Origin of the sequence: Paucisalibacillus algeriensis (genome assembly GCF_000577245.1) — a bacterium.
GTDB lineage: Bacteria > Bacillota > Bacilli > Bacillales > Amphibacillaceae > Ornithinibacillus.
Genome location: NZ_CBYO010000014.1, coordinates 350328 through 365969, shown reverse-complemented (window position 1 = coordinate 365969; position 15642 = coordinate 350328). Strand labels below are relative to the sequence as shown.

14 protein-coding genes and 2 tRNA genes are annotated in these 15642 nt (G+C 35.8%); 15 read left to right on the top strand and 1 reads right to left on the bottom strand.

What is annotated here, in order from left to right; all coding sequences use genetic code 11:
• Positions 1-35: 35 nt before the first annotated feature.
• Together sdhB and TY11_RS11445 are read left to right on the top strand one after the other, a co-directional pair.
• A complete protein-coding gene (sdhB, locus tag TY11_RS11450) occupies positions 36-800 on the top strand; it encodes a succinate dehydrogenase iron-sulfur subunit (RefSeq protein ID WP_042146222.1) in 765 nt (254 codons plus the stop codon).
• 78 nt (positions 801-878) lie between these two features.
• On the top strand, positions 879-1334 hold the full coding sequence (locus TY11_RS11445) for an acyl-CoA thioesterase (protein ID WP_052345808.1): 456 nt from the start codon (positions 879-881) through the stop codon (positions 1332-1334).
• A 656-nt stretch (positions 1335-1990) separates the two neighbouring features.
• Here the strand turns inward: TY11_RS11445 and TY11_RS11440 are convergent.
• Complete coding sequence (locus TY11_RS11440) at positions 1991-2215, bottom strand: helix-turn-helix domain-containing protein (RefSeq protein ID WP_010099041.1); 225 nt, start codon at positions 2213-2215, stop codon at positions 1991-1993.
• Between the two features lie 227 nt (positions 2216-2442).
• On the opposite strand from TY11_RS11440, the gene TY11_RS11435 reads away from it, so the two are divergent.
• The 13 genes from TY11_RS11435 (at position 2443) to yihA (ending at position 15355) form a co-directional block, all read left to right on the top strand.
• Positions 2443-2895 carry a MarR family winged helix-turn-helix transcriptional regulator gene (locus TY11_RS11435; protein WP_042146217.1) on the top strand — a complete coding sequence of 151 codons (453 nt, stop codon included), beginning with the start codon at positions 2443-2445 and terminating at the stop codon, positions 2893-2895.
• 22 nt (positions 2896-2917) lie between these two features.
• Positions 2918-3730: a glutamate racemase gene (gene racE, locus TY11_RS11430; RefSeq protein ID WP_042146537.1), complete on the top strand. Its 813-nt coding sequence runs from the start codon at positions 2918-2920 to the stop codon at positions 3728-3730.
• Positions 3731-3864: 134 nt separating this feature from the next.
• Complete coding sequence (locus tag TY11_RS11425; RefSeq protein WP_042146215.1) at positions 3865-4950, top strand: GerMN domain-containing protein; 1086 nt, start codon at positions 3865-3867, stop codon at positions 4948-4950.
• Between the two features lie 202 nt (positions 4951-5152).
• On the top strand, positions 5153-5902 hold the full coding sequence (rph, locus tag TY11_RS11420) for a ribonuclease PH (RefSeq protein ID WP_042146213.1): 750 nt from the start codon (positions 5153-5155) through the stop codon (positions 5900-5902).
• A gap of 12 nt (positions 5903-5914) precedes the next feature.
• On the top strand, positions 5915-6511 hold the full coding sequence (locus TY11_RS11415) for an XTP/dITP diphosphatase (RefSeq protein ID WP_042146212.1): 597 nt from the start codon (positions 5915-5917) through the stop codon (positions 6509-6511).
• A gap of 13 nt (positions 6512-6524) precedes the next feature.
• Positions 6525-7034 carry a metallophosphoesterase gene (locus TY11_RS11410; protein ID WP_042146211.1) on the top strand — a complete coding sequence of 170 codons (510 nt, stop codon included), beginning with the start codon at positions 6525-6527 and terminating at the stop codon, positions 7032-7034.
• Positions 7035-7214: 180 nt separating this feature from the next.
• Positions 7215-7285: transfer RNA gene (locus TY11_RS11405), tRNA-Gly, on the top strand.
• A gap of 11 nt (positions 7286-7296) precedes the next feature.
• A tRNA-Arg gene (locus TY11_RS11400) sits at positions 7297-7370 on the top strand.
• A 131-nt stretch (positions 7371-7501) separates the two neighbouring features.
• The gene (locus tag TY11_RS11395) at positions 7502-8479 is read left to right on the top strand and encodes a tetratricopeptide repeat protein (protein WP_042146210.1); all 978 of its coding nucleotides are present in this window, start codon (positions 7502-7504) and stop codon (positions 8477-8479) included.
• A gap of 150 nt (positions 8480-8629) precedes the next feature.
• A complete protein-coding gene (tig, locus tag TY11_RS11390; RefSeq protein WP_042146209.1) occupies positions 8630-9919 on the top strand; it encodes a trigger factor in 1290 nt (429 codons plus the stop codon).
• A gap of 409 nt (positions 9920-10328) precedes the next feature.
• On the top strand, positions 10329-11606 hold the full coding sequence (gene clpX, locus TY11_RS11385) for an ATP-dependent protease ATP-binding subunit ClpX (RefSeq protein WP_042146207.1): 1278 nt from the start codon (positions 10329-10331) through the stop codon (positions 11604-11606).
• 850 nt (positions 11607-12456) lie between these two features.
• On the top strand, positions 12457-14793 hold the full coding sequence (lon, locus tag TY11_RS11380) for an endopeptidase La (protein ID WP_042146205.1): 2337 nt from the start codon (positions 12457-12459) through the stop codon (positions 14791-14793).
• On the top strand, positions 14774-15355 hold the full coding sequence (gene yihA / locus TY11_RS11375) for a ribosome biogenesis GTP-binding protein YihA/YsxC (protein ID WP_042146203.1): 582 nt from the start codon (positions 14774-14776) through the stop codon (positions 15353-15355). The genes lon and yihA overlap by 20 nt, the downstream gene beginning before the upstream one ends.
• The last annotated feature ends 287 nt before the right edge of the window (positions 15356-15642 follow it).

Genomic DNA, 15642 nt, shown 5'->3' with positions numbered 1-15642 from the left:
GACGGGAAAACAAATAGCGAAGGGAGTAAGTGAAAATGGCTGAACAAAAGACTGTTACATTTATTATTACGCGTCAAGATAGCCCAGATTCTGCTCCATATGACGAAACATTTAATGTTCCATATCGAAAAAATATGAACGTTATTTCTGGGTTAATGGAAATTCGTAAAAATCCCATTAATGCTAAAGGGGAAAAGACAACACCTGTAGCATGGGATATGAACTGTTTGGAAGAGGTTTGTGGAGCTTGTTCTATGGTTATCAATGGAGTGCCAAGACAATCTTGTGCAGCTCTTGTAGATGAATTAGAACAACCAGTTCGACTAGAGCCAATGTCTACATTCCCGGTAGTTCGTGACTTAGTTATTGACCGTGAGCGCATGTTTGATGCGTTGAAACAAGTAAAAGCTTGGATTCCAATTGATGGTACTTACGATTTAGGTCCGGGACCCCGTATGCCAGAGAAAAAACGTCAATGGGCTTATGAACTATCAAAATGTATGACTTGTGGAGTTTGTTTAGAGGCTTGTCCAAATGTGAATGACAAATCAAACTTTATTGGACCTGCTCCAATCTCTCAAGCTCGTTTATTTAACTCACATCCAACAGGTGAAATGAATGCAAGTGAAAGATTAGAAGGATTAATGGAAGAAGGCGGACTAGTTGGTTGTGGTAACGCACAAAACTGTGTACAAGTTTGTCCGAAAGGTATTCCGTTAACAACTTCAATTGCAGCTATGAACCGTGCAGCTACTGTACAATCATTTAAGAATTTCTTTGGTAGCGATAATGCACATTGATTCATAATGTAAACAACAAGATCCTTACCTCAAGTTAGGTAGGGGTCTTTTTTTCATCAAGCGAAAGGAATGTAAATCATGCGAAAGATTTCATATATTCAAGACCTAACTACATGGAGAGAAGAATTTTCTTTTTTTATACCTATTCGAATTCGTTTTTCAGAAACAGATATGTTTGGGCATGTAAACAATGTTAGTCCTTTTATTTATTTTGAAGAAGCTCGAATAGAGTATTTAAAATCAGTAGGTGTTTTTGGTGATGATGCAAATACAGAAGGAATTCCAATTGTAGCTGACTTACAATGTGATTATCTAAGACAATTGTTTTTTCAGGATAGTTTGCGAATCTATGTTAAAGCAGATCAAGTGGGTAATACATCATTTGATATCCATTATATGGGTGTTAACCAAGAAGATGAAATCTGTCTGACGGGTAGGGGACGAATTGTTTATATAAATTCCGTTACAGGAAAATCACTGCCATTGGGTGAAAATATAAAGGAAAAATTATCAGTTATTAGTTCCAATCAATAAATAAGTATGTTTTCGAAATGATTGTTTTTTTATTCTCAAGGTTGAAAGAAACTATGCGATATCTAATTCAATTCCCCCATAGTTAATGAATAAAGTGGTACGATACCGTTCCGACCCGCTTTCCGCAATCACGGCCTCAGCCAGGATACTACTTGAATATGTTTCTTTGCACCGCGGAATACTCTTCGTAGCGTTACTAGAAGACGCAGGTGCATCTTTTGCGGGGTCTTCGGACACACGTGCTATTCACACAGGAGTCTTCCTATTCTGACTACGCTAGTTTAGCTTTCTAATTATGGTTAGTAATTAAATTATGTTCTTGAATTGTGTGATGTCAAATTCATACCACTATCATAGCGGAAGAAATACACGGAGACTCCTGCGGGAGGATAGGCTTCGGTGAGACCCCGCAGTGTGAAAATGCGAGGATACTCACCAGTCGCCAAGTGGCAAGATAGACACTGCGATTGTCTTTTCGAGTAGATGTCGCCCCTGTGCTGGAAGTGAAAGCGGAGTGTATTTTCGTAGCGGGTATGATGCTCAACCATATATCTCTAGTTAATTCACAGTTTATAGAAATTGTGCAATTAACAACTATTCTTTAGAAAACAGCCATGAATAAAAACCGACTTCCGATTAAGGAAAGTCGGTTTCTTCTAGAGCTTCAATTCACCCATACGGATGAGCTCTACAACTGCCTGTGAACGCCCCTTGACTCCTAATTTTTGCATAGCATTTGAAATATGGTTACGGACAGTTTTTTCAGAAATAAACAATTCCTGGGCAATTTCCTTTGTTGTTTTGTCTTGAACTAAAAGCTCGAATACTTCTTTTTCTCGTTTTGTTAATAATTGCTTCGGTTTATACTCGTTGTCCTTCAAATGTTAACCCCTCCTTGCTGTCATAGAGCTGCAATTTGAGGGAAATTATTTAGTCATTATAGCTTATGTGGTGATTAGTAATCGGTGCGCACAATTCTTCAATGTTAAAAATATATTATCATACCCCCTAATACCTATAAAAATTACTTTTTGAAAATAATTCACAAGTTTTTCGTTTCTTTATGATAAAATATGACTATATGACTGGAATTTCGGGAGGAAACGTCTTGAAAAACAATAAATCACCAGAATCTATTGCTCAAATAGAAAAAACACTCCGACATATATCGGGAGCTATCAAGCAAAATGGTCGTAAGATATTAAATAATTATCCAATAACAAATCCGCAATTTATTGCTTTACAATGGTTGAGAGAAGAAGGGGATTTAACTATTGGCGAACTATCCTCTAAGAACGGGCTAGCATTTAGTACAACAACTGACTTAGTCGATCGTATGGAAAAAAATGACCTAGTGGAACGCGTGCGTGATACAAATGATCGACGTGTCGTTCGAATACATGTTTTAGAAAAGGGTCATCGTATAATTGAAGAGGTAATTTTAAAAAGACAAAATTATCTTAACGAGGTCTTAGAGAATTTTACCGAGGACCAAACAAAAACATTAATTGAACTTCTTAACTTATTGCATCATCAAATGAAAAATGTAAATGAAAAATAACATCTTAGAAGAGGCGGTAATTTTGAATAAACCCATTGGTGTCATTGACTCAGGAGTCGGTGGATTAACAGTTGTACATGAATTGATGAGACAACTTCCTAGAGAAAAACTTATTTATCTTGGTGATACATTACGTTGTCCATATGGACCGAGAACAGCGAAAGAAATCATACGATTTACTTGGGAAATGGTTGATTTTCTATTAACAAAGGATATTAAAATGCTGGTTGTTGCTTGCAATACCGCTACTGCTTATACACTAGAAGAATTGCAGAAAAAGCTAACTATTCCAGTTGTAGGTGTTATTCAACCTGGAGCAAGAGCAGCTATTAAGTCAACTTTAAATAACCATATAGGTATCATTGGTACTGAAGGTACTATTCGAAGTAATGCGTATTCTAATGCCCTATCTATGCTAAAGCCTGATTTGTATACTATTTCTTTAGCATGCCCAACATTTGTACCGATTGTAGAGAAAGGAATACTTTCTGGTAGCTTAGCTGAACGGACTGTAGAACATGCACTTTTACCTTTGAAGAAGTTTGATGAAATGGATACACTTATCTTAGGATGTACACACTATCCGTTACTAAAAGAAGTGATTCAACAGGTAGTTGGACCTGAAATAACTTTAATTTCTTCTAGTGAAGAAACTGCTAGGGAAACAAGTACAATATTACAAATTAACCAGCTATTAAACGATGAAACAGAATCATTTTACCATCAATTTTACACAACTGGTGATGTAGCTAGTTTTACTTCTTTAACGAAACGTATATTTAATAGTTCAATTGATAATTTAAAATCTGTAGCTATTGAAAAAGCAGTTATTTAACTTAATATATGTAGGAATTAGCTCTGCCCTTCAAATTTTTAATATGAGGGGCGGATTTTTTTTTTGATCAAAAGGTCTAAATTAAAAATAGGCTCGTATACATAATAGTACAAACCATCGTAGGAGGGAATGACATGAGAAAGCGATATTTGCTAATATTACTTGCATCATTATGTACGTTATTGTTATTAACTGGATGTTTCCAAGGAGAACAATCTCTCCCAGATATGGATCCACCACCAAATGCTGAAGCTGTTGATGGACAAGAGAATCAAGCTACTGATAATGAAGCAGGCAATACTGAGGACACAGGAGAAGCAGACCAAACAGAAGAACCGAATCAAACAGTTCTACGTCAATTGTTTTTGCTAGATTCTAATGGTCTAGTAGCTCCGCAATCAGTGGAGTTACCAGTTCCTGATTCAAAAGCAGTGGCTTCACAAGTTTTGGAATATCTAGTACAGGATGGCCCAGTTACATCATTATTACCAAATGGATTCCAAGCGGTTTTACCTGCTGGAACAGAAGTTCTTGGGGTAAGTATTGAAGAAGGAACAGCAACTGTAGACTTATCAGAAGAATTCAATGAATATGCAGCCCAGGATGAGAAGAAGATTTTAGAAGCAATGACATTTACATTGACCCAATTCGATACGATTGACCGTGTTAAGCTTCGGGTCAGTGGGAAAGATTTAACTTCAATGCCTGTAGATGGTACACCGATTTCAAATGGGTACACAAGAGCTAATGGAATTAATATCGTCCAATCGGATACTATTGATTTAATTAACAGTAAAGCAGTTACCATGTATTTCCCAACAGAACATGATGATAACCAATATTTTGTTCCGGTAACCCAGTACGTTGAAGTCAAGGATGGAGATGTACATCAAGCAATTGTAGATGCACTTATCGAAGGTCCAACCTATGACACAAATTTAATGCATGTGTTTAATGATCAGACCATGTTACTAGATGATCCGAAATTAAATAGTGGTGTACTTGAACTCGTATTTAATCAGGATGTTTTAATAGACAAGGGAAATGGAGTAATACCGGATGAAGTAATGGAAACGTTGGTACGAACATTAACAGAACAAGAATCTATTGAAGCAGTAAATATCAAAGTAGAAAATGTTGAGCAAATTGCCAATGAAAATGGTGAGGTATACTCAGAACCTGTAACACGTGAATCACTTTCACCTTCAGAAAAGTTATAGTAATAACAGATAAGTAGAGCAGTCTAATGGTACCGCCCCCCAAAGGTTAGAGTAGAAATCTAACTTTTGGGGGTGTTTTTTTTATTTTACTTTGGCTATTAATTTCATATAATATGAAAAGGCTTTGTGTTATTCAATTGTAATAAGGTGAATCTTTCCAGTAAAATATGATAAGCTAATTTCTAGAGAAGGAGGAGTAATAATGAGAACAGATCAAAGAAATGTAAATAGTTTACGACCTATAACGATAACTACAAATTTTATTAAACATCCAGAAGGCTCTGTCTTAATACAAGTTGGCGAAACAAAAGTAATTTGTAATGCTACCATTGAAGACAGGGTTCCTCCTTTTATGCGTGGTCAAGGAAAAGGGTGGATCACAGCAGAATATGCAATGCTACCACGTGCCACCCAAGATAGAAATATTCGTGAATCTTCAAAAGGTAAAGTATCTGGCAGAACCATGGAAATTCAACGACTAATTGGAAGAGCTCTTCGGTCCGTTGTTGATTTAGATAGTATCGGGGAAAGAACAGTATGGATTGATTGTGATGTCATTCAAGCGGACGGTGGGACTAGAACAGCATCTATTACTGGAGCGTATGTTGCACTTGTGCTTGCCTTTGGAAAACTACTCGAAAAAAATACATTAAAGAAAATGCCAGTAAAGGATTTTCTTGCAGCCACATCTGTTGGTGTACTTTCGGATGGTACGGAGATACTTGATTTGAACTATGAAGAAGACTCCAAAGCAAATGTCGATATGAATATTGTTATGACTGGTTCAGGTGAATTTGTTGAAATTCAAGGAACAGGGGAGGAAGCTACGTTCTCCATGAATCAATTACAGACACTGTTGAAATTAGCAGATGAAGGTTTGCAGGAAATCTTTTCAATACAAAAAGAAGCCTTAGGTGAACTAGCAACCCGAATCGGTGAAACTGCTAAATAAGGAGTGAAATAGATGAATGAAATCTTAATTGCAACAAAGAATGCAGGAAAAGTGGAAGAATTTAAGACGTTATTTGAACGATATGGAATAAAAGCAGTTTCCTTATTAGATTTAGATGAAGAACTTCCCGATATTGAAGAAACAGGATCAACGTTTGAGGAAAACGCTACTTTAAAATCGGAAGGAATACGGGAGATACTAAACATTCCGGTCATGGCAGATGACTCTGGGTTAATCATTGATGCATTGGAAGGGCGCCCTGGAATATATTCCGCACGGTACGCAGGAGAACCTAAAGATGATAAAAAGAATATTGAAAAAGTATTAAATGAGTTAAAGAATGTACCAGAAGAAGAGCGCACTGCCAGATTTGTATGCGTATTATCTGTTTCTATACCGGGGAAACCAACACTATATAAGAAAGGTTTCTGTGAGGGAACAATTGGCACTGAAGAAATAGGAAACCGTGGGTTTGGCTATGATCCTATTTTTATACCAAAGGGATATCAACAAACTATGGCAGAACTAACCCCAGACGAGAAAAATAGAATTAGTCATCGTCGTAATGCAATCAGTCAGCTAGAGGATTGGATAATAAATCAAAGCTAGTGGAGTGGATAGCGTGACAAAAATAGTGATTTTGAGTGATAGCCATGGGTTAACAAACGATATTCAAAAGATTAAGGATCGTGAGAAAGCAGATTTAGTTTTCCATTGTGGTGATTCTGAACTTAGAGAGGATGCCAAAGAATTAGAAAATGTTATTACCGTTGCAGGGAATTGCGATTTCTATGGAAATTTTCCAATTGATCAGAAGAAGGTAATTAATGGTATAACATTTTTCGTTGTCCATGGTCATTTACATAATGTGAAAATGAACCTGATGAATTTAGCTTACCGAGCAGAAGAAGAAAATGCAGATGTTATTTGCTTTGGACATTCACATATTGCAGGAGCAGAAAAAGTCGGGACAAAGCTATTTATTAACCCTGGAAGTATCCGTTTGCCAAGATTAAGGACAGAAAAAACCTATGCTGTCTTAACATGGGAGTCATCTGGTAAAATCGAAGTAGACTTTTTTACTATAGAAGGACAAAAGGTTGAAGAATTATCTTTTACAACCTCTTTATAAGGATTCAGTTGAAGGATGAATTGTTTCAATCCTTCAACTGAAATTTTAATTAACTTTGTGCAATAAAATAAAGTGTTGACATTAAGTACTAAACTGCCTATAATGATTCTTGTGACCAAAAATTGCTGGTTGGAATTGCAAAGTTAACAAAATTAAATAATACTTATTCTGATTCTAAATGCGGGTGTAGTTTAATGGTAAAACTCCAGCCTTCCAAGCTGATGTCGTGGGTTCGATTCCCATCACCCGCTCTTATACATTTGTCCCAGTAGCTCAGCAGGATAGAGCAACAGCCTTCTAAGCTGTGGGTCGGGAGTTCGAATCTCTCCTGGGACGCTAATGAGAAGAAACCTATTTTTATAGGTTTCTTTTTTAATGTTTAGGTCTTCGAATTAAATACGCGTCAGGGACTACAATGTATTTTACATGTGTCAATCGATAAAACTACTTAAATAAGAGGTGAAAACATGCATACTGAGGATGAAAATATTATTCTTTTTCCAAAATGGAAAGCAGCTTTAAAAGATGAGAGTCTTCAAGACTTACAGGCGAAACGATATGATGAAGCATTGGAAAAAATAAATGAACTAATCCAATATCATGTAAAGGATCACGAAATACTTATTGGTAAAATGATGTGCTTAATGGAGTTAGGTCGTTTTCAAGAAGCAGAAGATATGTGTGAAGAAATTATCCGGGATAAGCAAGATGAGCATTATTTTCATTACGTACATATTTATTTAACCATTTTATTTCAAACTAATAAATATGATCTTCTAATGGACAGAATAGAGGATGAACTCTCCTCTGATAACTTACCATCTGTTCTCAGAGAGCAGTTTCTACAGTTATATGACGTAAGCGAAAAAATGGAATCCGATTTAGTCGAGAAGAAAACGCCTATCTACATAGTAGAATTACTAGAAGCTGTACAACAATCTGACCATAGGAAACAATGGCGCAGTCTAATGAGACTAAAAACAATGAATATTAAACCGGATAATGTTGTCATACAATTATTGGAACATGATGATGTACATCCAGTTTTGAAGACTGCCATTTTTAATTGGCTAAAAGAACTTAGCCATTCCAAGGTGGTTAAGGTCCGTAAACTTGGGCAAGAATTACTGATAAAGCCAATAGACATCTCGGAAATAAAAGAATTGGAGATGTATAAGGAAATTATGTCTCATTTGCAAAATATAGAACAAAAAAATCCAATAATGCATACGTTTTTAGCGGACGCATTATACCGCTATTTTTATGTGCGATATCCAATACTTCCACCAAGTGAGGATACAGAATTTATAGCTGATGCTTTGAAGAATATGTATTTATTTCTACTAAATAATGATTCCCCAGATTTGGATGATGACCTTGTTACATATTACATTGATGAATTAAGGAAGGGTGAGAAACTATACCTTTCTATCATTGAAGATTAACTTATGAACTTTTGCTTATGGCTTGAAAGGGTATGTAATTATGGTATAATAAGATGGTTGCAAATTAACAAATGAATTGTAAAACAAGTACAAATCTAATTAATGAATTTAAGTAGTTAATGGAAATAATAGATTTTGGAGGGAATTTATATGTCAGTAAAATGGGAGAAAAAAGAAGGTAATGAAGGAGTATTAACGTTTGAAGTTTCTGCAGAGGAATTTGAAACGGCTTTAGATAAAGCCTTCGCAAAGGTTGTAAAAACAGTTCAAGTTCCAGGATTCCGTAAGGGTAAAATGCCACGTGGAATGTTTGAAAAACGTTTTGGTGTGGAATCATTGTATCAAGATGCGGTAGATATCGTATTACCTGATGCTTATGTAAAAGCAGTTGAGGAATCTGGTATTGAACCAATTGATCAACCAAGTATAGATATTGAAGAAATTGAAAGAGGTAAAGCTTTAGTATTTACTGCAGATGTAACAGTTAAACCTGAAGTAAAACTAGGTGATTATAAAGGTCTTGAAGTGGAAGAGCTAGAAGTAGCAGTAACAGATGAGGACATAGATAATGAATTACAACAATTAAGAGAACGTCATGCAGAATTAGTTGTTAAAGAAGAAGGTACCGTTGAAGAAGGCGACACAGTAGTAATGGACTTTGAAGGTTTCCTAGATGGTGAAGCTTTTGATGGTGGAAAAGGTGAAAACCATTCGTTAGAAATCGGTTCAGGTCAATTTATCCCTGGATTTGAAGAAAAATTAGTTGGTAAAGAAGCTGGCGTTGAAACGGAAATTCAAGTTACCTTCCCAGAAGATTATCATGCTGAAGAATTAGCAGGTAAAGAAGCTACATTCAAGGTTACCATCCATGAAATTAAGTCAAAAGAGCTTCCAGAACTTGATGATGAATTTGCAAAAGATGTTGATGATGAAGTAGAAACATTAGATGCATTAAAAACTAAAAAACGTGAACAACTAGAATCTGAGAAAAAGCAAAGTGCAGATAACGCAAAACGTGAAGATTTAATTAATAAAGCTACTGATAATGCAGAAGTTGATGTGCCAGAAGTAATGGTCGAATCGGAGCTTGACCGTATGATGCGTGAATTTGAACAACGTTTACAAATGCAAGGTATGACTCTAGATCTTTACTATCAATTCTCTGGTCAAGATGAGAATGCACTTAAAGAGCAAATGCGTGAAGATGCTGGTAAGCGAGTGAAAACAAACCTTACTTTAGAAGCTATTGTAAAAGCTGAAAAGCTAGACGTAACCGATGAGGACGTTAATACTGAATTAGAAAATATGGCTGGTATGTATGGAACTGATACGGAACAATTAAAACAAATGCTAGGTGGCAACCTGGATGCCATTAAGGAAGATTTATTATTCCGTAAAGCAATTGATTTCTTAGTAGAAAACAGTAAAACAGTTGCATAGTCTTATACAAAATTGTTACGATACAAAAAAACAAGGTGCGAAATTTCGTACCTTGTTTTTTTACACTAAAGATCGAATATAACTACTTTAAAAAAGGGATAAGAAAACACAACCCTTTTCTTTAGTAATTTAAAGAATTTTTTAGTATGATTAAAAACAAAGTCCAAACTTGCGTGTTTCATTGTCAATTTTATTGGGCATAGTGACATATACTAATATAAACAAATAAAATACAAAATGAATAGGTTATCAATAACAATAAGATTGGAATACAAAGTAAACCATTTTAAATAAGCTATTATAACAACCTCAGGGTAAATTATTTTGTTTTCAAAACACCTTCTGATATGATAACTATTATAACTTAACGTTTTGTGTTATTCGACCAGAAACTTTAGGGGTGAAATTTATGTTTAAATTTAATGATGAAAAAGGGCAGCTTAAGTGCTCGTTTTGTGGAAAAAGCCAAGAACAAGTACGTAAACTAGTCGCTGGTCCTGGCGTTTATATATGTGATGAATGTATAGAACTTTGTACTGAAATCGTAGAAGAAGAGCTTGGAACAGAAGAAGAAATGGAATTCAAAGAAGTTCCAAAACCGAAGGAAATCTGTGACATATTAGACGATTATGTAATTGGACAAGAAAAGGCTAAAAAGAACCTTTCTGTAGCAGTATATAACCATTATAAGCGCATTAACTCACCTAAAAGTAGTGATGATGTAGAATTATCAAAGAGTAATATTGCGATGCTTGGGCCAACAGGTAGTGGTAAAACATTACTTGCACAAACGTTAGCTCGGATTCTAAATGTTCCTTTTGCAATGGCGGACGCTACTTCTCTTACAGAAGCAGGATATGTTGGTGAAGATGTAGAAAATATTCTTCTCAAACTCATCCAAGCAGCGGATTATGATATTGAAAAAGCTGAAAAAGGAATTATTTATATTGATGAGATAGACAAGGTTGCTCGTAAATCAGAGAATCCATCTATTACAAGAGATGTTTCTGGTGAAGGTGTACAACAAGCACTTCTAAAAATCTTAGAAGGAACTGTTGCAAGTGTACCTCCTCAAGGTGGTCGTAAACATCCACACCAAGAATTTATTCAAATTGATACAACAAATATCTTATTTATTTGTGGAGGAGCTTTTGATGGTATCGAACAAATTATTAAAAGAAGACTTGGTAAAAAAGTCATTGGTTTCGGTGCAAATGAAAAGCAAGAAGAATTGGACAAAGGCCAACTATTAGCTAAAGTTTTACCAGAGGATTTACATCGTTTTGGATTGATACCTGAATTTATTGGGAGATTACCTGTAATTGGTAGCTTAGAGCCATTAGATGAATCTGCTTTAGTTGAAATTTTAACGAAGCCTAAAAATGCCCTTGTTAAACAATATGAGAAATTATTCCAAATAGATAATGTAGAACTTGAATTTGAAGAGGAAGCATTAGCTGAGATTGCTAAAAAAGCCATCGAACGAAATACTGGTGCACGTGGCTTGCGTTCTATCATTGAAACAATTATGTTGGATGTTATGTTCGAACTTCCATCACGTGAAGATATAAAGAAATGTGTGATTACAAAAGAAACGGTCATCAATGAAAATGGTAGCCCAAAACTTTATTTTACTGATGGAACAGTTATGGAAGAAATTACAAAGTTACCAAAAGAAAGTGCTTAAACAATAAACAAACTTTAACCAAAGAGGCTGACTAGGATTCTTTGCTCCCAACCAGATGCAACATCTGAAGCGGAATTAAAGTCCCTAGCCAGCTCTTTTTAATGTAGGTATTTTCTCAAATATTGTTGTTAATTACACTTGATAGAAACTGTGCGGTACTAGGAATTTTGTTAGAACAACATACCCGCTACGGAAATACACTCCGCTTTCCGCGGGCGGCTGGTGAGCCTCCTCGCGCTTACGCACTGCGGGGTCTCACCGAAGCCTATCCTCCCGCAGGAGTCTCCGTGTATTTCCTACGCTATAATAGCGTGAATAAATTAACAGCACTTATATCTAAAAATCATAATTCACCAACTATCTATTAATTAGGAAACTAACCTAGCGCAGGCAGAATACGGAGACTCCTGCGGGAATAGCACGTGTCCGAAGACCCCGCAGAGGCGAACTTTTCTCGAGGAGGCTGAGGCCGTGACCGCGGAAAGTGGAGTATTCTGCCGGAGCGGAGGATTACACTATACTCATTAATCATGGGAGAAGTTATAGTAAGTACCGCGCAGTTTCTATCAACTGTGATAATGAAAAAACATATACTCTGAAAACAGCATTAAGGTATTATGAATACTTTTAAAATTATTTGTTTATAGTTATTATGGTGCTAGAAGAAAAAAAGAAGTGTGACTTGTTTTGGATATGACCTGAACGTAATTTCAAGAATTAGTTAAGAAATCCAAGGGTAAACTATTAATGAAACACAATTAATTTACAAACTAATTATAGTTCTATAAACTTTAAGAGAATGTAGACATATTTCTAAAATGAAATTTGATTGTTTGGAGGTACATACATAATGACAAGTGAATCAAAACAAGTTCCCCTCCTTCCATTACGTGGTTTATTAGTATTTCCAACAATGGTGCTTCATCTAGATGTAGGAAGAGATAAATCCGTCGCTGCAATAGAAAAAGCAATGGTAGATGATCAAATCATCTTTCTTGCTGCTCAAAAAAAAGTAAGTATTGATGAGCCGACTCCTGAAGAAATTTACCGAATAGGTACATTAGCAAAAATTAAACAAATGCTAAAGCTTCCAAATGGAACATTTCGAGTACTTGTGGAAGGGCTAAACCGAGGAGAAATAATACGTTTTATTGAACAAGAAGAGGAATTTATAGTTGAAGTGCAAGATTTAGAGGAAGAGAACGGTGACGCAATCGAAGAAGAGGCAATGATGCGGAACATATTAGAGCTTTTTGAACAATATGTAAAAGTCTCTAGAAAGATAACAAAGGAAACACTTACAACGGTTAGTGATATTGAAGAACCAGGTAGACTAGCTGATATTATTACCTCCCATCTTTCACTAAAATTAAAAGAAAAACAAGAGTTACTTGAAATGTTGAATACACAGGAAAGACTTCGACATTTAATCCAATTAATTTCTAATGAAAAGAAAGTATTAGATTTAGAAAAGAAAATTGGTCAACGTGTAAAGTCGTCCATGGAGAAGACACAGAAGGAATACTACCTCCGTGAGCAAATGAAAGCAATTCAAAAGGAACTCGGTGATAAGGATGGTAAATCCGGTGAAGTAAGTGATTTACGAAAAAAAATTGATGACTCGGATATGCCAGACCGGATTAGAGAAGTTGCACTTAAGGAGTTAGGTCGGTATGAAAAAGTTCCACAGTCATCCGCAGAGAGTTCCGTAATCCGTAATTATCTAGAATGGTTATTAACCTTACCATGGACAGAAAAGTCACAGGATACAATTGAGATTAATCATGCTCAAGAGATTCTTGATAAGGATCATTTTGGACTGGATAAAGTCAAGGAAAGAATTCTAGAATACTTAGCTGTTCAAAAGCTTACGAATTCTATAAAGGGACCAATTCTTTGTTTAGTTGGACCTCCTGGTGTCGGAAAAACTTCCCTGGCCAGATCTATTGCCAAATCAGTTAATCGAAACTTTGTTCGAATTTCCTTAGGTGGCGTCCGTGATGAAGCTGAGATTCGCGGTCATCGTAGAACGTATATTGGAGCAATGCCAGGACGAATTATTCAAGGCATGCGTAAAGCAAAAACAGTAAATCCTGTATTCTTATTAGACGAGATAGATAAAATGTCAAATGACTTCCGTGGTGATCCTTCTTCGGCAATGCTTGAAGTACTAGACCCTGAGCAAAATAATAGCTTTAGTGATCATTTTATTGAAGAACCATATGACCTATCCAATGTTTTGTTCATTGCAACTGCAAACTATGTAAACAATATACCAGGTCCCCTTTTAGACCGAATGGAACTCATCTCACTATCGGGCTACACAGAGTTTGAGAAGCTTCATATTGCCAAAGAACATCTTGTTTTAAAACAATTAAAAGAAAACGGTTTGAAAAAAAGCAATTTGCAAATTCGTGATGAAGCCTTGTTAAAATTAATAAGGGTGTATACAAGGGAAGCCGGTGTACGTACACTTGAAAGACAAATTGCTAAGATTTGTAGGAAAGCTGCCAAACTAATTGTCTCAGATGAGAAAAAACGTGTAGTTGTTACAGAGAAGAGCCTAGAAGATTTGCTAGGAAAACCAATCTTCCGCTATGGGCAGATGGAAAAAGAAAACCAAATTGGTGCAGCAACAGGTCTTGCGTATACAACAGCTGGAGGAGATACGCTATCGATCGAGGTCTCACATTATCCCGGGAAAGGTAAACTAACACTTACTGGAAAACTAGGAGATGTTATGAAAGAATCTGCTCAAGCTGCATTCAGTTATATACGCTCCAGGGCTGAAGAGCTCGGAATTGACCCTGATTTTTATGAGAAATATGATATTCATATTCATGTTCCAGAAGGGGCGACCCCTAAGGATGGCCCATCTGCTGGGATAACGATGGCAACAGCTCTAGTTTCAGCACTTTCCAATCGTGCTGTTAAGAAAGAAGTTGCCATGACTGGTGAAATTACATTAAGAGGTCGAGTTCTACCGATTGGTGGCCTCAAGGAGAAATCATTAAGTGCCCATCGTGCGGGAATTACTACGATTATTTTCCCTGAAGATAATAAAAAAGATTTAGATGATATTCCTGAAAGTGTAATCAAAGAACTCACATTTATATCGGTTAATCATTTAGACCAAGTCTTAAAGCATGCCTTAGTGGAGGAGTCACATGAAAGTAACAAACGCTGAAATTGTAATTAGTGCGGTTAGCAAAAAGCAATATCCAAATGATCAACTACCAGAGATTGCGCTAGCAGGTCGTTCTAATGTTGGAAAATCTTCTTTTATAAATAAATTAATTAATCGTAAAAGTTTAGCTAGAACATCTTCGAAACCAGGGAAAACACAAACACTAAATTTCTATAGAATAAATGATGCTTTTTACTTTGTGGATGTTCCAGGTTATGGATATGCAAAAGTATCCAAGACAGAACGTGAAAAATGGGGCAAGATGATGGAGGAATATTTCCAAACAAGAGAAAATCTAAAAGCAGTTCTTCTTGTTACGGATATTCGTCATGAGCCTACAAGAGATGACATTCAAATGTATGATTTCCTAAAGCATTTTGAACATCCTGTCATTGTAGTGGCAACAAAACTGGATAAAATACCAAAAGGAAAGCGTGCAAGTCATTTGAAGAGAACAATTAATACGTTACAAGTCGAAAAAGGTGATTTAGTATTACCATTCTCAGCAGAAACTGGTGAAGGTAAAGATGAGGCATGGGGTATTTTGAAAAAATACTTATAAGAATGATGAAAAAGATCAAATTCGTAAAGGATTTGGTCTTTTTTTGTCTGTCAAAACTAACCTGATTCTTGACAGAAGATATTAGGCACCCACAAATAAATAAGTTTTTATTCTAATTTTGATGATTTTAGAGTTTCAGGAAGTATCTATTAGTATTTATAAGGGATATACAGTTATACGCCCATAGCGAGGATAGTTCCCATTCAATTCATATTAATCTGATTATTTGCAATTAGTTGTTCGATTGATAACTTGTTATACTTTTAAAACAGGAAATGATTTTCGTC

Coding starts and splice junctions, on each gene's coding strand:
- sdhB (WP_042146222.1), top strand. CDS start 36: ATGGCTGAACAAAAGACTGTTACATTTATTATTACGCGTCAAGATAGC.
- lon (WP_042146205.1), top strand. CDS start 12,457: ATGACAAGTGAATCAAAACAAGTTCCCCTCCTTCCATTACGTGGTTTA.
- yihA (WP_042146203.1), top strand. CDS start 14,774: ATGAAAGTAACAAACGCTGAAATTGTAATTAGTGCGGTTAGCAAAAAG.
- TY11_RS11395 (WP_042146210.1), top strand. CDS start 7,502: ATGCATACTGAGGATGAAAATATTATTCTTTTTCCAAAATGGAAAGCA.
- TY11_RS11415 (WP_042146212.1), top strand. CDS start 5,915: ATGAATGAAATCTTAATTGCAACAAAGAATGCAGGAAAAGTGGAAGAA.
- rph (WP_042146213.1), top strand. CDS start 5,153: ATGAGAACAGATCAAAGAAATGTAAATAGTTTACGACCTATAACGATA.
- tig (WP_042146209.1), top strand. CDS start 8,630: ATGTCAGTAAAATGGGAGAAAAAAGAAGGTAATGAAGGAGTATTAACG.
- TY11_RS11445 (WP_052345808.1), top strand. CDS start 879: ATGCGAAAGATTTCATATATTCAAGACCTAACTACATGGAGAGAAGAA.
- TY11_RS11425 (WP_042146215.1), top strand. CDS start 3,865: ATGAGAAAGCGATATTTGCTAATATTACTTGCATCATTATGTACGTTA.
- clpX (WP_042146207.1), top strand. CDS start 10,329: ATGTTTAAATTTAATGATGAAAAAGGGCAGCTTAAGTGCTCGTTTTGT.